The sequence below is a fragment of the Paenibacillus chibensis genome (genome assembly GCF_004001045.1).
GTDB classification, from domain to species: Bacteria; Bacillota; Bacilli; order Paenibacillales; family Paenibacillaceae; genus Paenibacillus_AQ; species Paenibacillus_AQ chibensis.
Map to the genome: position 1 here is coordinate 38169 of NZ_BIMK01000037.1, position 20895 is coordinate 59063.

The following is a 20895-nucleotide window of genomic DNA, read 5'->3' on the forward strand; positions in this document are numbered from 1 at the left end:
CTTGTCTTTACCGCAGGTCCGGGATAAAGTCGCGCTCCGCTTCATACAGCTCCTCAAACATATCGCTGATTTCAGCAAGCGAGCAAACGGCAGCGGACAGCGGGTCGACCATCAGCGCATGCCGGGCCATTTCCTTGTCACTCTCAAGCACCGCTCCGACAGCCAAATCAAAGAATGCCATATTGGAACGGCACAGGGCGGCCAGATGCTCCGGCAGACTGCCGAAACGGCATGGATTAATGCCATTGCGGTCGATCATGCAGGCAACTTCAACAACCCCGTCAGACGGAAGGTTATGAATCAGTCCTTCGTTCAGCACATTGCCGTAAATGACTTGCGGTTCATTCTTCAGCATCGCTTCAATGATGATGGCCGCATACTCGTTGCTTGGCTTCATTTCCAGCGGAAGCGTTCCCTCGAGCTGCTGGATGATCCGCTCGTCGTTCTCCCGCCGCCAAATCGGCCAATTATCGGCATAATAGCCTGTCGCCCCGTTATAACCGGCATTGCAGTGCTGATCAATCAGCGATTGGCGTTTGCGGTAGTATGGGATATATTCGGAGAAATGTCCGCTGGATTCCGAGACGAAAGCCCCCAGATACTTCATCGCATCCAACCGGACGGGATCCTTTTTCAGCAGCTCCGGATCCTTCATTTTCTCAAGCAGCACGGGGTACAGATCCTCGCCGTTATGGGTCAGCTCCACAAACCACGACATATGGTTGATTCCGGCCGCTCTCCATTTCATCTCTTCATAAGGTACTCCCGCAAATTTAGCCAAACGATGGGACGTGTTCTGGATTGAATGGCAGAGCCCGACCACCGGTATCTCCGTGAATCTGGACGTGAGCAGCGTGACCGCCGACATCGGGTTCGTGTAGTTCAGGATGATCGTATCCGGACAGAGATCCTCGACATCGCGGATAATCTCCATCCAGGACGGCAGCGTGCGCAGCGTCTTGAACAGCCCTCCCGGCCCCAGGGTATCACCAATGCACTGGTTTACGCCGTATTTCAGAGGAATTTCATATTCATAGCGCACGGTTTGCAATCCGCCCACCTCAATCTGGTTGATCACGAACTGCGAGCCACCGATCACCTCTCTGCGGTCGACTGATGCGATCACGTCCCACTTTTTACCTGACAGCTCAATGATTTGCGCGACCAGCCTGCGGGCGATCTCAAGTCGTTCCGCGTCTATATCCACGAGCGCGATCGTGCCGCCTTCAATTCCCTCAATCAGCATAATGTCCGTAATAATTTCCTGTGTAAATGCGCTGCCTGCGCCAATAATCGAAATTTTTGTCATCGGTACTCTCCCCTTTGGTTTACTTCATGCCCGTCATTGTCAGGCCTTTGATGAATTGCTTTTGGAATATGAGGAACACGACAATCACCGGAAGCGTAATCAGCACGGCTGCCGACATCACGACGTTATAATTGACCATATGCGTCCCGTTAAAATAAACCAGAGCCAGAGGGACGGTCATTTTACTCTCATCGTTCAAAATAATCAGCGGCCATAAGTAATTGTTCCAGGAATTCATGAAGGTAAAGATGCCGAGAGCGGACAGCATCGGCAGAATGAGCGGAGCGATAATCCGTACCATCAGCCTGAGCTCACCTGCACCATCCATCCTTGCGGCGTCCAGCAGATCCTGCGGGATGTCTTCAATGAATTGCTTGGCCAAGAAAACGCCGTAGGAGCTTACCAGGTTCGGCAAAACAATCGCCATCAGATGATTGACCAAACCCAGCTTCGCCGTGATCAGATAGGTTGGAATCATCACAACCTGAAAAGGAATCATCATCGTGGCCAAAATCAGAATGAATAATAGCTTTTGCCCTTTAAATTGATGTTTGGCAAAAATATAGCCGGCCAGAGCGCTCGTGAAGAGCGTCGCTGCCGTAATCACGACCGATGTCACCGCACTGTTCATCAGCCATCTTCCAAACGGCGCATCAAGCAGCACGGTACGATAGCCCTCCAAGCTGACTTGATGCGGCAAAACCGTATGCGAGCCCGAAACGATTTCCATGTTGCTTTTTAATGAAGACACAACCATCCATATATAAGGCAGCAGCATCACGCAGGCGGCCACTGCCAGCACCAGCATGATCGAGCCGTCCATCCATTTATTTCTGCGGTGCATAGGCTTAAGTCCCCCTTGTCAATATTCCCACTCCGTACGCCCCAATTTGAGCTGCACTAAGGTAACCACTAGAATGATCATCAGAAATACGGTAGCCATGGCCGACGCATAACCCATGTTGGAGTTGGAAAAAGCCTGTTCGTAAATATGTAAAGCAAGCACCCTGGTTTCATTAAAAGGCTCTCCCTTGGTCATGATCTGGAACTGCGCGAAGGCCTGGAAATAAGAGACCACGGTCGTGACGGATACAAACAGCATCGTTCTGCGGAGCAGCGGCAGCGTCACATGCCTGAACAGATGCCAGCGGTTTGCCCCGTCCAGAATGGCCGCCTCATAATACATGTCCGGGATGGAATCGAGGCCCGCAATGAAGAGCACGATATTGTATCCGATATCCGCCCATAGCGTCATCATGATGACGGAGTACAGCGCGTAATGCGGGTCGCTTAACCATTGGATCGGCGCGATATGGAGCTGTCCGAGCAGCATGTTAAACAGCCCGTGATTGTAATTGAACATGGTGCTCCATACGATGGCTGTCCCGGCAAGCGGGGCGATCGTCGGCAGAAAAAAGATGGTTCGCATCAAATTCCGCAGCCAGCCTGTTCGGATTCTTTGGATCGCGGCAGCGAACATCAGCGTAATTACGATGTTGATCAAAACGGCGATAACTACGAATTTAAACGTGACCCAGAGCGACTTCAGAAATATCGGATCGCTCCACATGCGGATAAAATTGTCCAGTCCGACAAACAGCGCGCTGTCGCTAAGCGGATTATATTTAAAAACGGATAGCCCTAAGCTCCACCCGATGGGCAGAAAGGCAAACACGCCGAACAGCAGCAGGATGGGAGCCAGCGACAGGTAGATAAATTTACGCCCGCCTCTTTTTCCCGGACCCTGCATGTCTATTTGGGGTGGTATGGCTTGATTTCCGCTTGTTGCCGTGCCATGATTCATCTCCTCACAACTCCGATCATTTATGTTGATCCTGACTGTCGTTAATGGATTTCTCGATGTTCTGGAGCCCTGCCTCCACCGTTTCCTGGCCGCTCGTCATTAACTGGAAGTGATCATTGATCACTTTGAAAAAGTAATCGCGGTCCGCAATCGGCCCAATCCATTGTCCAAGCTTCAGAATATTAAGGGATGTTTCCATATACGGATTGGCTTTCACGAATTCAGGATTCTCTGCGACTTCTTTTTTCGCCGGAACGGTGAAGGTGTTCAAATTCCAATCTAACAAATTATCATTCGTCGAGAGGTACTTGATAAAATCAATCGCGGCTTGCTGCTGCTTGCTCTTCTGGGCAGCTACCAGGCCCCAGCCCGATTCGGCCGCGAAGGCTGGCGGATTCGTCGTAAAGGAAGGCACCGGCACATACTCAAAGTCTTTCACCTTGTACGTGTTCAGGCCCGCAGCGATGGACCAAGGCCCGCGGTAGGTCATCGCCGAGCCGCCTTGAAAGAAATAGTCCGAAGTGTCAAGTTCGCCGCCGAACGTCGTGAGATCCGCTACTTTGTCGCCGGAGATGAGGGAGGTCAAAGCGGTCATCGCCCTCTGGGCTTCAGGGGTCTGGAAATTGACATGGTTGTTATCGCCCCAGTATTTGCCGTTCTGCTGCAAAATCATGGACAGAAACGTAAACGTGATATTATCGCCTGAGACAAAATCAAAGCCCTTGACCTTGATTCTATTCCCGTCACGTATGGTCAGCTTTTTGGCGTCCGCTACAAGCTCATCCCAGGTGGATGGAGGCTGCGAGATGCCTTGCGCCTTTAACATGTCGGGGTGGATCAGCATGCCGCCGTTCTCGATATTAAATTCCAGCGGAAGTCCGTACAGCTTGTCGTTCAGCGTATATCCGCCGAGCGGCGCTTCATAATACTCATTCATCAGCTGATCCCCGTCCGGGATTTCCGCAAGCAGGCCGTTTTTGGCGTATTCGGGAACCCAGGTGCCGAACATCTCGGCAATATCAGGCGGTTTTTTTGCGGAAAAGGATGCTTTAAGCTTCTGGTTGTATACATCGTAAGGGAAGGTCTGATAGTCAATTTTCACATCGGGATGAAGGGCTTCATAGGCTGTAATCGCTTTCTTATAAGCATTCATAATGGCATCTTCCTGATGACTCCAGAAAACGAGCTTTATATCGCCTTGAGCGCTGGAGGGTGAAGAATCCGTTTTTGCATCACTCGTGCAACCCGAAATTGCAAACATTGCGCAAATAACAGCAAAAACCATGCAACTATTAAAAAAACGCATGAGACTACCCCTTTCTGATCATTGTACTTCCTGGAAATATCTTGTTTACATGAAAATAATACCTCCCCTACAAACGATAGTCAATCCTATTTTATGCAAAATTTAACGCAAACTACTTCTTTTGTTTGCGGCAACTTTTCCGAAAAAATGTTGACCTTTTCTTCTCTTTTCCTTAACATAGTGAGTAAGAAATAACGTTTCACTCCGGATCTTATATGAAATTAAAGGCAGGTCATATCATGCCCACATTAAAAGATATAGCCGAACGCGTCGGCGTTTCCATCTCGACCGTTTCCCGCGTTTTGGCCGATGAATCGGGCCGCTTTTTCAACTACGAAACAAGGCAGAAAATTTGGGATGCTGCACGTGATTTGGGCTATACAGCGAAGCCTGCTGCGCAGGAATCCGCACATCCTAACCAAAAAATCGGCTGCATCGTATCCACCATGCAGGGGCGGCATTACCACCCTTATTTCTCTGTCATTTTTGAAGGGATCGAAAAGGAACTGTCCCGCCAAGGAAATAAAATTTCCTTTATTTTGACGCAAGAAGATTTGAAAAGACCCGAAATATTGCAGCAAATCACAAACGGAGAGCAAACGGATGGCCTGATTATGATTGAAGGCATCGAGCACAAGCTGTACAGCTTCATTAAAAAGCATGTGCAGCACATCGTCGGCATCGACGTTTCCGATCCGGACATCCCCACGATTTCCTTCGACCGCGTCGAGGCTGCGCGAGTGGCTGTCCAGCATCTGATCGATCAGGGTCACCGTGAGATGATGTTTATCGGCGGAACCGGTTTATCCGGAGAATTCGAACGGGAGAAAAGATACCGCGGTTACAAGCTGGCCTTGGAGCAAGCCGGGCTGACGGTCCATCCGCGCCATGTCCTGAATGCCGAATGGGAGCCGGACAATGCCTATCGCCTCGTACTAAGCTACCTTGACAGGCATAAAAAGCAGCTCCCCACCGCCGTATTTGCCGCCAGTGACATTATGGCAATGGCAGCCATGCGTGCCATCTCGGAGAAGGGATACCGGATCCCGCAGGATTTCGCCATCATCGGCTTTGATGACAATGAACCGTCACGCTATACCGTTCCTCCGCTTTCAACGATTCATATTCCGACCCTCGAAATCGGAAGCGTGGCTGCACGAACGCTCCTGCAGAGTATAGAGGCGCCATACCCGCTGCCTATTAAGATTTTGCTGCCGTTTGAGCCTATTTTCCGCCAGTCCAGCCACTGGACCATCACATAACCGCAAAAAAGCCTCTTTTTAAGATGCGAAGACCACAACCTTCCATCCGAAAAGAGGCTTTTTAACGTATAAGCATGATTAGCAAAACACGCATAATTGCGATCAGAACTCCTTCCTGTGCTCCTATACAAAAAAATATTGACAGTCACCAAGCAACTCTATATTATTATTTCAGGTATGACATTGAGAATCATTATCAATTATTAATTTAAAATCCACACTTTCCATATAAAAGGAGCTGCTTTTCTTGAAATACAAAGTTATTCTTCCTACCGGTATGCTGGTCGCATCCCTGATCTTCAGCGGATGCGGGCAAAAGGAGAACGCCGAGGCTGAACAGACGCCTCCGGCTGCACCGGCTGCAGCAGACACGAGCAACGCTTCCAGCGCCGATTTCTCCGCAGCTGTCGAGCAGTACCGCACTTTCGCCGTCGAGCAGTGCGACCTGTTCGTGAAGGAGACGGAAAAATTCACGAATGCGGTCAAAGCCGGCAAGCTGGACGAAGCCAAAAAGCTCTATGCGCCAGCACGCGCTTACTATGAACGGATTGAGCCGGTAGCCGAAGCGCTCGGAGATTTGGACCCGGATATCGATGCACGGGTGAATGACGTTGACGCAGCCGACTGGCGCGGCTTCCACCGCATTGAAAAAGCGCTTTGGGAGGATAACACGACAGCAGGCCAAGAGGGCTTTGCTGACCAACTGCTCAAGGATGCTCAGCTTCTCAGAGCGAAAATCGAAACCATTGACATTGATGCCAGCCTGATGGTCACCGGTGCGGTGGAGCTTCTGAACGAAGTTTCGTCCTCCAAAGTCACCGGCGAGGAAGAGCTATACTCCCATACGGATCTATACGACTTTGCCGCCAACGTGGAAGGCGCGGACAAAATTTACGAAATTCTAAAAGCCGATCTGGCGAAAAAGGATCCAGACCTGGAAAAAGAAATCGGCGAACGCTTCGCCGCCTTGAAACAAGAGCTGGACGCTTTCAAGAAAGGCGACGGCTATGTTGATTATACCGAGCTGAAAGAGGACCAGATCCGCAAGCTCAGCCAAAACCTCGATGCTTTAGCTGAACCCTTGTCCAATATGGGCAAGATTCTAGGAGTGTAAGTCATGTCAGATCAACACCAGAACGATAACGACAATTCCATCATGAAAAAACCGATGACCCGCCGCGACGTCCTTCGTCTGGCGGGTACCGGAGGTCTTGGGCTTCTTCTCGGAGGCGGTGCCATCGGCAGTCTCTTCAAAATCGAGAACAACCGTAAGGCAAATGCTGCCCGAACGGATGCCACCGGGTCCCGGGTGCCGTTTTACGGCCAGCACCAAGCCGGAATCACCACACCGCCGCAAAACTTTATTTGTTTCGCGGCTTTTGACGTGACGGCGAGCGGCAGCAAGGCGCTGCAAAAGCTGTTCAAAACCTGGACGGCAGCCGCAGCGGCGATGGCGGAAGGCAAACAGGTCGGCGAGGAGAGCGGCAATCTGAATCTGCCGCCTGTCGACACCGGCGAATCGGCCGGACTTAACCCATCCCAGCTTACGATCACCTTTGGTGCCGGACCGTCGCTGTTTGATGACCGATTTGGGCTGGCTTCCAAACGCCCTCCATCCTTTAAAGATCTGCCTGCCTTCAATGGAGAGCAGCTGGAACCGCAGTGGTGCGGCGGCGATATCGGCGTGCAGGTATGCGCGGATGACATGCAGGTGGCGTTCCACGCCGTCCGCAACCTGGCGCGGATCGCACGCGGTACAGCCGTTTTGCGCTGGGTGCAGGAAGGCTTCCAGCGGACCGCACAGGCGGATCCAACCGGCGGAACGCCGCGCAACCTGCTCGGCTTCAAGGACGGAACCGCCAATCCGGCGGTAAGCAGCGCCCAGGACATGAACAAGATCGTATGGGCGCAAAGCGGCGACGGCGCATCCTGGATGGCCGGCGGCAGTTATATGGCGGTCCGCCGCATCCGGATGCGCATCGAAATATGGGACCGTTCCAGCCTGAAGGACCAAGAGGATACCTTCGGACGCTACCGCGCCAGTGGCGCTCCCCTCGGCTCCAAAAACGAATTTGATCCGGTCGATCTGAACCAAAAAGACGAGAAAGGCAATCCTATGATCCCCGCGGATTCTCATGTTGCCCTCGCCCGGGGGGACGGATCCATCCAGATGCTCCGCCGGTCTTATTCCTATTCGGGCGGCATCGACTCCAAAACGGGCCAGCTCGATGCCGGACTGCTGTTCATCAGCTACCAGCGCGATTTGTTCAAACAGTTTGTAGCCTTACAGCAAAAACTATCGAAAAGCGATCGTCTGAATGAATATATTCTGCATGTCGGCAGCGCAGCGTTTGCCTGCTTTCCCGGGGCCTCCAAGGGCGGCTACATCGGAGATACCTTGTTCTAATGCATCACCCGCACCGACCTTTCATTATTCGCTTTAAAGGAGATCACAAGCCTATGCCGTCAAGCCATCATGTTAAACCATTCCCGCAAAATCAAAGAACGCGAAGCGGTGGATGGAGCTTCCTTGTTCTCGCCTTACTGATGATATTCCAGTTAGGTGCGGCTCCCGGATCGGTGAAAGCAGATCCGGCCTCCACCTCCCAGGTAGACCATCTCTTGCCTGCCGTCGGCAGCGCACTGGTGGAAGCCGGACAGCAGCAATGGAAAGAAGCTGCGGGAGACCTGCAGCAGTTTAAAGAGCTGTGGCTGGCCGTCAAACAAGCGGACGGCAAAGATCTTGCCGATGCGGAGGCTCAGGTTGACGCCGCCCTTGCGGATGCCGAGTCCAAGCTTCAGACGGAAGACGCCGGAGCCAAGCTATCCCTCTCGACGCTCGCCAAGGCGGTTAACGCTTACGTGGATGCCGCTACGGTACAATCCGGCGGTGGCGCCAGCGCTTCCGCAGGCGCGGAAGCGGCCGGAAAGCTGCTGCCTTTTGCTAAGGAGAGCCTCGCTGCCATCGAAAGCAAGGATTGGGCCAAGGCCAAATCCACCTATCAGAATATCGTAAACGCTTGGCCGAAAAGCGAAACGCCGATCCGCAGCGACAATTTTACCGTTTACGGCCAGCTGGAAACGGAGATCAGCCTTGTTCGGATCGCCTTGCAGGCCGACCCTGTCCGGGAAGAACAGGCCGCGCAGGAAATGAAGAAGCTGATTGAGCTTCTATCCGATTACAAGGACGGCAAAGCCCAGGCTGCAAGCGATACAAGCGGTACCAGCTATAGCTTGTCCGACCTTCTGGGCGTTCTGGAATCAGCGCGTCAGCAAACCGCGGACGGACAAAGCGACAAAGCAGCCGACAGCATGAGTCAGTTCATATCCGCTTGGCCGACCGTGGAAGGCGTAGTCCGTATTTCATCTCCGGCGCTGTATACCAAAGTGGAGAATCAAATGTCCGAAGTGTCCGGTTATCTCTTATCTACGCCGCCGAAGAACCAGGAAGCGCTGGCCGTTATCGAAGAGATGAAAGCCTCCCTGACCCCAATCGCGGGGAGCCACAGCTACACCGCATGGGATGCGGCGCTCGTGATGCTTCGTGAAGGGCTTGAAGCCATTCTCGTCATCGCCGCGCTGCTGTCGTATCTGAAACGCAGCGGCAACAGTCAGGGAAGGAAATATATATGGTCCGGCGCAGGTACCGGCTTGGTTCTTTCGCTGCTGCTCGCCATCCTGCTGACCTATACAATTTCCCAAGCCGCTTCAGGCAGCGCACGTGAGTTGATCGAAGGCATCACCGGCCTCGTCGCGGTCGTCATGATGATCACCGTCGGGCAATGGCTGCATAACAAGTCGAACACGAAGGCCTGGAACCAATATGTCGGCAAGCAGGTCAGCAATGCACTGGCCAAAGGCAGTTTGTGGTCGCTTTTCACGGTTGCCTTGCTCGCCATTTTGCGTGAAGGCGCCGAAACAACGATTTTCTATATCGGGATGGCGCCATCCATGTCCATGCTGCAGCTCATACTCGGCGTATTGATCGCGTTTGCGATCCTTGCCATTTTGGCCTATGCGATCATCGTGCTCAGCGCTTCGCTGCCATTACGCCCGTTTTTTCTGGTGGCGACGCTGCTGATTTATTACCTGGTATTCCGTTTCCTGGGCGACAGCATCCATTCCCTTCAGGTTGCCGGACATCTGTCCAGTCATTCGCAGTCTTCCCTGCCGTCCGTTTCGTGGCTTGGCATGTATCCAACCTGGGAAACCTTCATACCGCAGATGGTCATTCTGGTCTATATCATATGGCAGGTTTTGCGTCAGGAAATCGGGAAGAACGAAAAGTCCCAAGCAAGCGCGTAGCCGCTTAAAAACAACGTTCCTCCCGTCCATGTACCCTACATCCAGCTCAATTGCTGTGCTCATATCTCCTTCGGCAGGATCTCCAAAAGCCCGTGATTCTTCATGAACGCGGGCTTTGTCATTTCCTGGGGAATGCTGCTTGAAAAATTCATGTTTTCGCCCCTTGCCACCAGGAGACTTTTGGCCTATGATGGGGTTAGATATAAAAATAATTTTCTTATTTCAGAAAATAAATATTAAAATAATTTTCATGACAAAAATTGAATAAGGAGGTCCTATCGTGGCACCGATCTTGTATGCCCTGGCGCAGGAAAAAGAAAAACTTTCCCAGCAGGAACGCCGGATTGCCGATTACATTCTATCTTCCCCGGCTGAGGTTGTGCATATGGGAATCAAGGAGCTGGCCGAGCAGTGCGGAACCAGTCCGGCCACGGTCACACGCTTCTGCAAGGTTTTCCATTTAAAAGGGTATCCCGATTTGAAGGTCAAGCTGTCCGCGGAAATTGCCCATACGGAAATGCAGGACCGGAGCCAATCTTCTTCTTATCAGGACATCGTGGCCAACAATCCGCTTTCCAAAATCGTGGAAGCCATGGAAGCCAATCATCTGACCTCCATACGCGACACCACTTCACTGCTGGATATGAACCGGCTTTCCGAGGCCATCACCCTGCTGTGCCAAGCGCAGCGTATCGATTTATACGGTGTGGCCACCTCATCGGTTGTCGCGCTCGACTTTTACCAGAAGCTGATCCGGATCGGGAAAAATTGCACGGCTTTCGCGGATCCCCATATGCAGATCACGTCAGCTTCCACCCTGACGGACCGGGACGTGGCCGTCGCCATTTCCTATTCCGGTGAAACCGAGGAAACGATCAACGCTCTGGCCTGTGCCAAAGACAGCGGAGCGGCGACGATTACCCTCACTTCTTACGGCAGCAACACGCTGGCTTCCATGGCCGATATTCCCCTGTTCGTCTCTTCGCTTGAAGAAGGCATGCGCAGAGGGGACATGGCTTCCCGGATCGCCCAGCTTCATATTATCGATATTCTATTCATGGGCATGAACAGCGAGCAGTTCGGACAATATGTTCCCAAGCTGGAGCAATCCTACCAGAATGTCCGGAGCTATCTAAAACCACGAGGAGGTCATTAACCCGTATGAACATCTACACATTCAAGCAAGAGACTGATTTTGTCTCCACCGGAGCGAGCCTCATTGCGAGCCTGCTTCACACCAAACCAAGGGCCGTTCTCGGCCTTGCGACAGGGAGTTCCCCGATCGGAATCTATCAGCGGCTGATTGAAATGAATCAGCAAGGACTCGTCAGCTTTGCGAAGGCGTCCAGCTATAATTTGGATGAATATGTTGGTTTACCGGACGGACATCCGGAGAGCTACCGCTACTTCATGAACGACAAATTCTTCAATCATATTGATATTAAAATGGAAAATACGCATGTGCCTAACGGCAATGCCGTTGATCTCGAAGCCGAATGCAAACAATATGACGCCATGCTGGAGGAAAACGGTCCCGTGGACCTGCAGATTCTCGGACTCGGCCATAATGGCCATATCGGATTTAACGAACCGGACGAAAGCCTCATTGGCGGCACGCATGTCGTTGAGCTTCAGGAGAAAACGCGCACAGCCAATGCCCGTTTCTTCCCTTCCCTTGCCGATGTACCGACGCAGGCGGTGACGATGGGCGTAGGAAGCATCCTGAAGGCTAAACAGATTCTGCTGCTGGTACGGGGCGAAGACAAGGCTGAAATCGTTAAGCGGGCCTTGAAAGGACCAATCACATCCCAATGTCCGGCATCGCTGCTGCAATGTCATCCTAACGTTGTCGTATTACTCGATCAAGGAGCAGGGAGGTTATTATCGTGAGTGAAGGAACAGAGCAGCTTCTGTACGGAAAGGTGGTCATCCCTGGAGGCGTCATCGAGGAAGGCGTCGTTGCCATTCAGGATGGAAGCATCGTATATGCGGGCGAGGTTCAAAATCTGCCGGAGCGCTGGCAAAGCCTAAGCAGCAAAAAAACGGACGGCTACATTCTCCCGGGCTTTATCGATGTGCATGTTCATGGGGGCAATGGCGAAGACTTCATGTATTCCGGCAAAGAGGAGCTCGATAAAATCACCTCCTTCCACTGTTCCCAAGGAACCACGGCCATGCTTGCGACCACGATGACCGCACCGAAAGCGGCAATCGACAAGGTGCTGAAGGAAGTTCATGATTACAAGCAGCAGGATATGCCGTACACGATCATCGAAGGCGTGCATATGGAAGGACCTTTCATCAGCCCGAAATGGCCAGGAGCCCAAAATCCGGAGCATATCGTGAATCCGAACGTGGAATGGCTCGAAGCCTGGGAATCCCAGTATCCTGGATTGATCAAACAAGTTACTCTCGCTCCGGAACGCGAAGGCGCATTGAATGCGATCGCTTGGATGGACGCCCACGGTATCAATGCCGCCTTGGGTCATACGGATGCGACCTATGAGCAGGTTGAGGCTGCGGTTGAAGCCGGCCTTCGTCAAGGCGTGCATACGTTCAATGCCATGACGCCGCTGCATCACCGCAAACCGGGAACAGCCGGCGCTGTGCTCAGCGACGATCGGATCCATGCGGAAATCATCGCCGACGGCATCCACGTGCATCCCGCATGCATTTCCATCCTCGCGAAGCTGAAAACGAATGACAATCTCATTTTGATTACGGACGCCATGTCTGCAGCCGGTATGCCTGACGGTGATTATACGATCGGCGATCTGCCCGTGGAAGTTAAAGACGGCATTGCCATGCTGAAAGGCGAAACGAGCAGTCTGGCGGGAAGCACGCTAACCATGATCAAAGGCTTCCGCTATCTGGTGGAAACCGTTGGTTTGACCGTGGAGCATGCGTCCCGTGTGGCCAGCTTCAACCCGGCCAAGCGGCTGCGCATCGAGAATCGTACCGGTACGCTGGAAGCCGGCAAGCAGGCCGATGTGCTGATGCTGGATGACAGCCTGAACCTTCAAGGCGTGTGGGTCCGCGGACGCCAGGTATTTTAATTTCGGACTTCCTATGAATAGATGATAAACAAGCCTCCCGTTTCTTTCGCGGAGGCTTGTTTTCATGGAGCCAGCTGTTGATGATCGTCATGTGCTTGGTTAAACTTAGCCCTAATATAAAGAAGCAGCTGCCCTTAAAGCGCAGCTGCTTTCTCGTTATCCGTTATTGCATCATATGTCTGCCTGCAGGGGTTTTGCCGAGGGGTGCGGACGGCGTATTTCCCATCGGAGTCACGCGGTTGGTGTTATTGTAGTTATTCGTCCCCGTGCCGGTGTGCATCGGGAAGATGCGTTCAAACATCGTTGACAGCTCCGACACCATGCCTCCGATCGGGTGACCGTTTTTCACCTCGGTTGCATAATTGCTGACACGTTGGACAAAATCAGGATTAGCGGATACATACACGTTCGTGATGCTTGGATCCGACTTCTTGATCACATCACTGATTTTATTTTTCGTTTCGGCACTTACGTTGTCCTTATTTTCGGATAAGGTTTCATTGGTGCCTGATGTTCCCGGGGTCGTCGCATTAAAACCGTTGCTTCTCGTGATCGGTTCTCCGGCGCTTGTCGTGTAATTATGCAAACGGCCCGTTCCGGTTCCCGCCGTACCATTGCCGGTTACGCCATTCATGATGCCGTAGCTGCCTGTTCCCATCGTGCCGTATAACCCGCGGTTGTTAGCGCTCGTGGAGCCGCTGCCTACGCTGTTGTTATTGAAGCTGCTGTTGTTCATCGTTCCAAAGCTGCTGCTGCGGAAATTGCTGTTGGTGCTTTTCATGCCATAGTTGCCTGTGATGCCCTTAGTTCCCATATGGCCTTTGGCTCCGTCCTCCAGAGAGACGGCTACATAAGCGCTGTTGCCTGTACGAAGTACATTTGCCGTCCGCACTTCCTTCAATGCCGCAACCTTGTCAGCCAGCTCCTGGGATGATGTCAGATTGCTGACATTATGTCTCGAACCGTCTGTACCATACGTCGATAACCGGCCCCCGTCTCTCAGGGAGTTCACATTCAACCGTCCGTTCATTCCGTTCAATCCACGGGCATCATGGACGTTTTTGGTGCGGACGTTGGTATTGGCAGGCTCTTTCGTGGTACAGCCGCCACACCGGCCACGCTTACGAGAAGTGCGGCGGATATGGAAAGGCTTATCGCTTTGGATCGCATCATGAGTTCATCCTCCGTTTATGAATGTGATGTAGTAACACCTGTTAAGATGACCGTGCGGTCCTAGCGCTATGCTGAAAGGATTTGGCATCCTTGCAGCGATTTTGAAGCTTAGTCAGCCGGGCTCGACGAAATGAACTGAGCGATATTTTTTTCCAGCTCCAAGATATCTTTTTTCGGCACCGGAAATACCTGTGATTGCCCGGCCGGAATAATCCACATCGTCTCGGGATATGCGGGCTCCACTGCAATCTGATATACCTTGTCCCCGTGTTCCGGGCCGCTTAACAGCGTCACGGTGGAATCGATGACCTCCGCTTTTAATGAAGAAGCTTTTCGGGAAGACTCTGAAGAACGGCTTAACAGCGCGTTCATTTGAGCCATGATCGAGTCCGCCTGATTCATGGATACCTTTTTTCCGTTTAATGTCCATGCCCCTTCTTTCCCTTTTTCCTCCTCTTGATCTTCACCGGCACGCCGCAGCATCCAAGACAATCTTTTCCCGTCCCATTCAACCGAAGTGACGTCCGAGGTAGACCATACCTGCTTGCCAGTGGTTTGCTGGGCATCGTCCGATACCGGAGCGGCAGGATGGCTTGGACCCGGCTCAGCCGTGCGGTACGGACGAATGAAATAAGCCGCGCCGGCAATGACGATCATGCAAATCACGATGATGATGATCGGATTCCATTTCTTCACCTTCGCTTTCCTCCCTTCCCCTCTCCATGAAGCTGAGACTCTCTACTAACATGTTACCCTAATGCCGACGCTTTACTACCTTGCAGCATGTAAAATCAGATGCGGCGGCCGATTTAGGGATATGCCTAATGCCAACCCGCGAACGGCCACATACGATAGATCATGACCTATCTTTACGGGAGGGAATGATATTGACAACGGTGGTGGTTACGGGCGGAGCAGGATTCATCGGCTCCCATTTGGTGCAGAGCCTGATTGAGCAAGGACGGCAGGTACACGTTATCGATAATCTTTCGACCGGCTCGGCGGCAATGGTTCATCCTTCGGCCGTACTGCATGTGGAAGACATCCGTGACTTGTCGGCGAGGCAAATCATTGGCAAGCTGCGCCCCGACACGGTGTTTCATCTGGCGGCTCAAGCCGATGTGCAGCAATCCATTCTTAATCCCGGGCAGGACATGGAGATTAATGCTGGAGGAACGCTGAATCTGCTTGAGGCCTGCCGCCAGGCCGGCGTGCATAAATTCATTTTTGCATCAACCTCGGGCGTCTACGGGAATACGGATAAAAATCCGCTGGAGGAAACGGACGCGGCGGCACCGATTTCCTTTTACGGATTGTCCAAATTTTGCGCCGAGCATTACATTCGCCTCTACGGGCAGCTGTTTGGCGTCGACTGGACGGTGCTGCGGTTTGCCAATGTATACGGACCAGGCCAGACGTCCAAGGGCGAAGGCGGCGTCGTATCGATTTTTATGGAGAAGCTTCGACAGGGGCATCCGTTAACCATTAACGGAGACGGGGAACAGACCCGGGATTTCGTCTATGTAAAGGATGTCGTATCCGCTCTCCTTGCCGCGGGCAACGCGGGAGAAAGGGATATTTTTCATGTCAGCACCGGAAAAGCGACTTCCGTCAACCGCTTAATAGCTTTATTGCGGCAGCAGCACGGCCAAGAATTTGAAACGCTGCATCGGTCGGCCAGGGATGGGGACATCCGCGACAGCTGCTTATCCAACGCCAAGATCCGCAGCAGCCTGAACTGGGTGCCTGCCGTTACCATGGAGGAAGGCCTGCGGGAAACCTATCGCCACTTCTTTCCCGCCGGCTCGTAATCCCTTCCAATTGCAAGCGGCCGAACCTCGGAATAACGGGGATCGGCCGTTTCAGTCATGCCGGAGCGAATACGCTCCCTTCCAGGGCGTAAGAGACAATCCGGGCTTTCTCTTCTTTGGACTTTACCGTCAAATAAAAATGGCGCATGCCGGCATTTCCCGCCAGCGTCACGTTTTCTCTGGTACGGGCCTTGGCAAAGCAGGTTTCGAGGGTCCAGTATACGACCGGCCCGTCAGGCGCGTCTTTTTTCACGAAAAACTCCAGCTCGCCGAGATCGCATAACGGCTTGAGCCAGGTGGCGTCGATGCCAAGCACGACCTGATCACCGTCCGCGATGCCTTCCAGCGTCACGGAGGTCAGCACGATTTCGTCCGCCCCGATCATGAACGAGTCGAAGGAGCCTGCCGGGGCTTCCTGTCTGGTTCGGTATTTAAGAATCATTCCTCTCACTTCCCTTACAATTGATTCAGCATGCCGATAAAGCTCAAACAGTATAGATGCGGATTGAATTCCGTTTGCAGCAGCCGCAAGGCATTCAGCCGGATGCTCTCCCGGAGGACGCCGTTTTGCATCAATTCCAGCCCCTCTTGGACTGCCTGCGCGACGTTGCCGAGCGCATAATTTTTGCCCGTTTCATTATGCCGGATGCATAAGGCTACGCCGTCCGAATGGGTGGCGAGAACCGGACAGAGGCAGCTCATTGCTTCGAGCACCGATAAGGGCCCTCCCTCCACCTTGGAGGTGGAGCACATAAATCCCCCGGAATCGCCAATCATCGAATAAAAATACTGCATTTGCGCGTTGGCGACGTTGGAGCGCAGCGTGAGCCGCGAACGCAGGTTCAGGTTATCGACCATGAGCTCGAACTGCTGCCGTTCGGCAGGGTCCGCCAAATTCGGATCCTCGAACATCCATAGCTCGATTGTCGGCACGTAATACGAGAGCTGATAACCGATGTGCAGAAACTCCCTCCAGTTTTTATTGTCCTCCATGCGGCCCAGCCAGGCGATGATCGGATGATCCGGAACCGCTCCGTATCGATACGTGAAGCTTTTGGAATCGAAACAGTTCGGAAAATGAAATTGGGGGATATGCGGAAACAGCTCCTGAAAAATCGCCGCAATATGCGGAGTGCATGGGTTCAGCAGTCCGTCCGCGTATGCGTTGACGATCGGTACCGCATCCACCAGCTGCTTTCTGGCATTTTCCTTGGAGCCATAGCCCTGAATTTCAAGCACGAGCTTGCCTTGATATCCGAGCGCCCTGAATCTCGGGAAGCTGGTATGATCCGTGGGACCACGATCACGTCATAATTTCCCGCTGCCAGAATGCCCCGGATTTCATCGTCGTTATTGGTGATATACATCGGAATCTCGTCATTATTTTGCACGCCCGCCCCCCAGTAGTAATAGAGGCAGGAAGCATGAATACCGTATTTTTTCAGGGCTTTGCAGCGCAGCCGGTTCAGCGTATCCATGCCGCCGCTGGGCACGTAAAACACAAACAGCACGTTCATGTCGTCATGTTCCTCCTCCATCCTCCGTCTATGGGGTACGGATCATATCCTCCTGTGTATACACGGCAATCAGATTGCCATGATCCCGGACTCTGACGGTTGCCCATGTATTCGCATAGTGATTCACGTTCGTAACGAGGACAAGCTGAAAAGGTGCGTAACCCGTCACGATGTTGTACAGCGGAATGGTGCTGCCCGGCGCCATGTGAACCAGATGGACGTAGAACAGTCCCTGGTTGCCGTAGCCGTGAACAAGCATCTCAAAGCTTTCCTGTCCTCCATTGGTCACTTCCACGTCAAAAGATTCGATGTAACGGCAGTCGATCGGGGCAAAAGGCGCTGCTTCGAGCCGCAAAATGGACATGAACCCATCCTCCCGTAAAACAAGTCTTTATCCCATCGTATGTTGCGTTTGGCCAAGGGTAAGGGCGGATGGCGTTAGCCTTCAACCTAAAATTGAGCGGATACACGGGGGTACAGGCCAAACGGCAGCGGAACGCATTTACTGTATGGTAAAGCACATCATTTGAGGTGAAAGGAAGGGCAACGAACCATGCGAATAGCCGATCTCAAGGGAACCTATGACGCCATCTTCAGTCTCGGGGACCTATGCCTGGCCTCCATGCAGCTGGAGAAATTCGATTTGCGCCCTTACGCCGGCCCGCTCGACTGGATGGCCAGTTACAATTTGGCCGACGTCAACCGGCTGCTGGGCAATCATTTTGCGAATTTCATGAACTACGAGAATCTCGTCGTGGAAAAAAGGGTCAGCGACCAGCTCTACCTCGTGCGGGAAACCTATTATGACATGCTGTCGAATCACGATTTTTTCACCCATAACAATTTCCCTCCTTATCTGGCCGCATACCCGGAAGTGAAAGCCAAATATGTCGCGTGCAGCGGTTCATGGAAAAAATGGCTACCGCAAACCGCATCCTTTTTATACGCACGGAAGGATCGTTCGAGCATGCCCAGGAGCTTCAGGAGGTGCTGTCAGGCCTTGTCGCGCATGATTTCCGGGTGCTGCTGATCAACCATACCGCCGTAACCGGCGTAGTCGAGGTTCAATGGCCGTTGGAAAAGGTCTGCTCGATTCTCATGCCGAACGAGGAGAAATGGGATGGAAACGACCATCTTTGGTCCGAGATCCTCAGCGGCATTCTTTTGAACGAAGCCAAATCGCATCCATGAAAAAAAGAGGGGCTTTCCGGGCACAATACCGCTGCCGATGGGAGGTCCCTCTTAACCGTTTCCGTTCATCGTTATTCCAATGTCAAAACTTCCAAATCGGGAAGCTTGTAATGCGGAGGCAAACCTTCGAATATTTTGTTCCATACGGCGTAATCCGCCAGCAGGTCGATATGCGAGGTCTGCACTGCGAAAATCCGGTTGTACAGATCTCCGATGACCATAAACGGTTCTCCTGTCACGCTTCATCCCTCCATTCCCAACGCGTTTCTTTCATTTAAAGGCTTGCAGCCGCTCTCGCGTATGCACCCAGCAGCCTGGAAATCATCAAATCCATCGACCAGTGCTCCTGAGCCCATTGTGCCGCATTGCGGCCAAGCGCATGCCGGAACTCGTCGTTGGCCAGAAGCAGGTTCAAATGCTGCGCAAGGGTAAGCGAGTCCCTCACGGGGGAGATCAGGCCGGTCACGCCATGCTCCACCATCTCGGGCAGGCCGCCGGCATTCGATACGCACGCCGGAAGACCGGCCAGCTGCGCCTCCATGACCGCGAACGGCTGATTGTCTTGAATGCAGGAATGCACAAAAATGTCGGACTGCAGCAATAATGCCGGGATATCGCGCCGTTCGCCGAGAAAGGCCACCTCCTCCTGAAGCGACAGGCCCGCTGCCTGCCGGACCAGTTCCTCCCGCTTCTCGCCGTCGCCCACGATCCAGCACACCCAGTCGTTTCGCATATGCTTCAGCATGCCGAGCGCCGAAATGAGGACATCGATGCCTTTCACGAACGCAAGTCTTGCGGGCACGATGATAACCTTTTTGCCGGGCGGCCGTTGCACCTCGGTTCCATGTTGTACGCTCTGCCAGAAGGGCACGGAGTCCAGGCCGACTGGAATACCTCGATCCGTCCCTCAGGCACGCCGAAATCATGGACCAGCTCGTTTTTTTGCCACTGCGTGGACGTGATCGTGAGCTGCCCTGAGGTTGCGCCGTGGTATTCGATTGAATCAAAGTATTTCCAGGCGGCCGACTGCTCTCCGATCCCTAAGTGTGGATTCAGCCGAAAGTGGTTGTGCAGCTCGCCGCTGACCGAGCCGTGAACCTGCGCGACAAGCGGAACACGCGCCGGTTTGACGCGGTGGATTGCCCTGGCCGCAAAAATGTCCTGCGTATGGATGACATCGTATTGTCCAAGTCCGAAATAAGCGGCAGATAGCTCCATGAAATAGCGGTCCTCTTCGTAAAAATGAATATAGGGATCCCGGTGCAGCCAAGGCGCATGCTCTGCAGACAACTTCGAAGCCAGAAAGGGGCGTAACGCGGTTTTGGACAATTCTTGTCCCCTGTTGATGATATGAAACTTCGAATAGTCCGGGCTATTGCCAAGCAGATCGACCTGGTGTCCCATGGCTTCCAGCCGCTGTTGGATTTGCAGCATATATTTCCACACCCCGCCCACATGCGGGATCAGCCAATAGGTTGCGAGTAATATTTTCATGCCTTCTCCTTTCCATGGAATCAGCTTTCCCTTATCCCATGCGTGTAATCGGTCATCGACGGACACTATACTATATTGTGGAAGAGCAGGGCTGGACACGACGGTTGAACCTATTAGGCCAAAAAAACATGACTTGCTGCCCTGGAAACATGATAATGCGCAAAAAAAAAGGCACCGGGAAAACCCGATGCCCAGACAATGTTCTTTAGTCCGAGAACGCAACAGCTTCGAAGCTTTCCGGTCCGACGCGTGTTGGAATAACTGCCAAACCAGCCGGAATGCTGACAAAAGCTTGATATACGACAAATCCGGGGTTCGTGGTAAGCAGGTCGATGCCCGTAATCGTCAAAACATCGGTGGTCAGAAGCAGCGTACCTACAGGAAGAGATTCCGTTGCGCTGTAAATGGTGGTGGAGACCCCGTCAACCACTCTGTTAATCGTAATGGTTACCGGTACCAGAACAGCGACAACGGCACTCAGCGTAACGGTTGCGGTAAAATGGACTGAAAGGTTCGGACCTGCTGTGGACGTATTCAGGCCCAGCGTTCCAAATAAAGCCGGCGTTGTGGTTGCCGGGATGGCAACGGCTCCGGCGGTCGAGACATTCTGAGAAATCTGACTGTCAACCAAAACTCTTGGCATTGTTGTTCCCTCCTTTCTTCTTAT

Annotated in this window: 22 protein-coding genes and 1 pseudogene; 9 read left to right on the forward strand and 14 right to left on the reverse strand. The window is 52.7% G+C overall.

Translation table 11 applies throughout. From position 1 onward, the window contains the following. Positions 1-7 precede the first annotated feature (7 nt). Genes melA through PCH05_RS22875 form a run of 4 tightly spaced genes read right to left on the reverse strand, consistent with a single transcriptional unit; the run spans position 8 to position 4266 of the window. A complete protein-coding gene (gene melA, locus PCH05_RS22860) occupies positions 8-1309 on the reverse strand; it encodes an alpha-galactosidase (RefSeq protein WP_127606248.1) in 1302 nt (433 codons plus the stop codon). Between the two features lie 19 nt (positions 1310-1328). Beyond that, a complete protein-coding gene (locus tag PCH05_RS22865; protein ID WP_127606250.1) occupies positions 1329-2153 on the reverse strand; it encodes a carbohydrate ABC transporter permease in 825 nt (274 codons plus the stop codon). 18 nt (positions 2154-2171) lie between these two features. Further along, positions 2172-3113 (reverse strand): carbohydrate ABC transporter permease, encoded by a 942-nt coding sequence (locus PCH05_RS22870; protein ID WP_246049910.1) that lies wholly within the window; start codon positions 3111-3113, stop codon positions 2172-2174. 16 nt (positions 3114-3129) lie between these two features. Continuing rightward, positions 3130-4266 carry an ABC transporter substrate-binding protein gene (locus PCH05_RS22875; protein ID WP_246049911.1) on the reverse strand — a complete coding sequence of 379 codons (1137 nt, stop codon included), beginning with the start codon at positions 4264-4266 and terminating at the stop codon, positions 3130-3132. A gap of 392 nt (positions 4267-4658) precedes the next feature. Between PCH05_RS22875 and PCH05_RS22880 the strand changes: the two genes are divergently transcribed. From PCH05_RS22880 to nagA, 7 genes are all read left to right on the forward strand, one after another. After that, positions 4659-5681 (forward strand): LacI family DNA-binding transcriptional regulator, encoded by a 1023-nt coding sequence (locus PCH05_RS22880; RefSeq protein ID WP_127606256.1) that lies wholly within the window; start codon positions 4659-4661, stop codon positions 5679-5681. Between the two features lie 247 nt (positions 5682-5928). Beyond that, complete coding sequence (efeO, locus tag PCH05_RS22885) at positions 5929-6795, forward strand: iron uptake system protein EfeO (RefSeq protein ID WP_127606258.1); 867 nt, start codon at positions 5929-5931, stop codon at positions 6793-6795. A 3-nt stretch (positions 6796-6798) separates the two neighbouring features. Continuing rightward, on the forward strand, positions 6799-8088 hold the full coding sequence (gene efeB / locus PCH05_RS22890; protein ID WP_127606260.1) for an iron uptake transporter deferrochelatase/peroxidase subunit: 1290 nt from the start codon (positions 6799-6801) through the stop codon (positions 8086-8088). A gap of 140 nt (positions 8089-8228) precedes the next feature. Continuing rightward, on the forward strand, positions 8229-9986 hold the full coding sequence (locus PCH05_RS22895) for an FTR1 family iron permease (protein WP_246049912.1): 1758 nt from the start codon (positions 8229-8231) through the stop codon (positions 9984-9986). 280 nt (positions 9987-10266) lie between these two features. Beyond that, positions 10267-11142 (forward strand): MurR/RpiR family transcriptional regulator, encoded by an 876-nt coding sequence (locus PCH05_RS22900; protein WP_127606265.1) that lies wholly within the window; start codon positions 10267-10269, stop codon positions 11140-11142. 5 nt (positions 11143-11147) lie between these two features. Then, complete coding sequence (gene nagB, locus PCH05_RS22905; RefSeq protein ID WP_127606267.1) at positions 11148-11876, forward strand: glucosamine-6-phosphate deaminase; 729 nt, start codon at positions 11148-11150, stop codon at positions 11874-11876. After that, complete coding sequence (gene nagA / locus PCH05_RS22910; RefSeq protein WP_246049913.1) at positions 11873-13042, forward strand: N-acetylglucosamine-6-phosphate deacetylase; 1170 nt, start codon at positions 11873-11875, stop codon at positions 13040-13042. Before nagB ends, nagA begins: the two co-directional genes overlap by 4 nt. Before the next feature lie 163 nt (positions 13043-13205). Here nagA and PCH05_RS22915 read toward each other — a convergent pair whose 3' ends face one another. Both PCH05_RS22915 and PCH05_RS22920 read right to left on the reverse strand, forming a co-directional pair. Then, a complete protein-coding gene (locus PCH05_RS22915; protein WP_326069299.1) occupies positions 13206-14207 on the reverse strand; it encodes a YhcN/YlaJ family sporulation lipoprotein in 1002 nt (333 codons plus the stop codon). 116 nt (positions 14208-14323) lie between these two features. Beyond that, positions 14324-14911: a hypothetical protein gene (locus PCH05_RS22920; RefSeq protein ID WP_127606273.1), complete on the reverse strand. Its 588-nt coding sequence runs from the start codon at positions 14909-14911 to the stop codon at positions 14324-14326. Positions 14912-15111: 200 nt separating this feature from the next. Here PCH05_RS22920 and PCH05_RS22925 point away from each other — a divergent pair, with 200 nt between their 5' ends. After that, positions 15112-16026, forward strand: a complete 915-nt coding sequence (locus PCH05_RS22925; RefSeq protein WP_307719574.1) for an NAD-dependent epimerase/dehydratase family protein — start codon at positions 15112-15114, stop codon at positions 16024-16026. 55 nt (positions 16027-16081) lie between these two features. On the opposite strand, the gene PCH05_RS22930 is transcribed toward PCH05_RS22925, so the two are convergent. From PCH05_RS22930 to PCH05_RS22940, 4 genes are read right to left on the reverse strand one after another with little or no spacing between them, the layout of a single operon-like run. Beyond that, complete coding sequence (locus tag PCH05_RS22930) at positions 16082-16468, reverse strand: hypothetical protein (protein ID WP_127606279.1); 387 nt, start codon at positions 16466-16468, stop codon at positions 16082-16084. 14 nt (positions 16469-16482) lie between these two features. Next, entirely contained in the window at positions 16483-17265 is a 783-nt protein-coding gene (locus tag PCH05_RS22935) for a glycosyltransferase family 4 protein (RefSeq protein ID WP_307719571.1), read from the reverse strand. Continuing rightward, complete coding sequence (locus PCH05_RS28040) at positions 17169-17543, reverse strand: hypothetical protein (protein ID WP_307719573.1); 375 nt, start codon at positions 17541-17543, stop codon at positions 17169-17171. The genes PCH05_RS22935 and PCH05_RS28040 overlap by 97 nt, the downstream gene beginning before the upstream one ends. Before the next feature lie 28 nt (positions 17544-17571). Next, positions 17572-17907 carry a hypothetical protein gene (locus PCH05_RS22940; RefSeq protein ID WP_127606281.1) on the reverse strand — a complete coding sequence of 112 codons (336 nt, stop codon included), beginning with the start codon at positions 17905-17907 and terminating at the stop codon, positions 17572-17574. A 258-nt stretch (positions 17908-18165) separates the two neighbouring features. Here PCH05_RS22940 and PCH05_RS22945 point away from each other — a divergent pair. Continuing rightward, a pseudogene (locus PCH05_RS22945) lies at positions 18166-18734 on the forward strand (DUF1796 family putative cysteine peptidase). Positions 18735-18805: 71 nt separating this feature from the next. Here PCH05_RS22945 and PCH05_RS27425 read toward each other — a convergent pair. From PCH05_RS27425 to PCH05_RS22955, 4 genes are all read right to left on the reverse strand, one after another. Continuing rightward, a complete protein-coding gene (locus PCH05_RS27425; RefSeq protein WP_164766770.1) occupies positions 18806-18973 on the reverse strand; it encodes a hypothetical protein in 168 nt (55 codons plus the stop codon). Positions 18974-19008: 35 nt separating this feature from the next. Further along, complete coding sequence (locus PCH05_RS27770) at positions 19009-19515, reverse strand: glycosyltransferase family 4 protein (protein ID WP_246049915.1); 507 nt, start codon at positions 19513-19515, stop codon at positions 19009-19011. Further along, entirely contained in the window at positions 19512-20228 is a 717-nt protein-coding gene (locus tag PCH05_RS27775) for a glycosyltransferase family 4 protein (protein ID WP_246049916.1), read from the reverse strand. The genes PCH05_RS27770 and PCH05_RS27775 overlap by 4 nt, the downstream gene beginning before the upstream one ends. A gap of 205 nt (positions 20229-20433) precedes the next feature. Then, positions 20434-20871: a hypothetical protein gene (locus tag PCH05_RS22955; RefSeq protein WP_127606283.1), complete on the reverse strand. Its 438-nt coding sequence runs from the start codon at positions 20869-20871 to the stop codon at positions 20434-20436. Between the last annotated feature and the right edge of the window lie 24 nt (positions 20872-20895).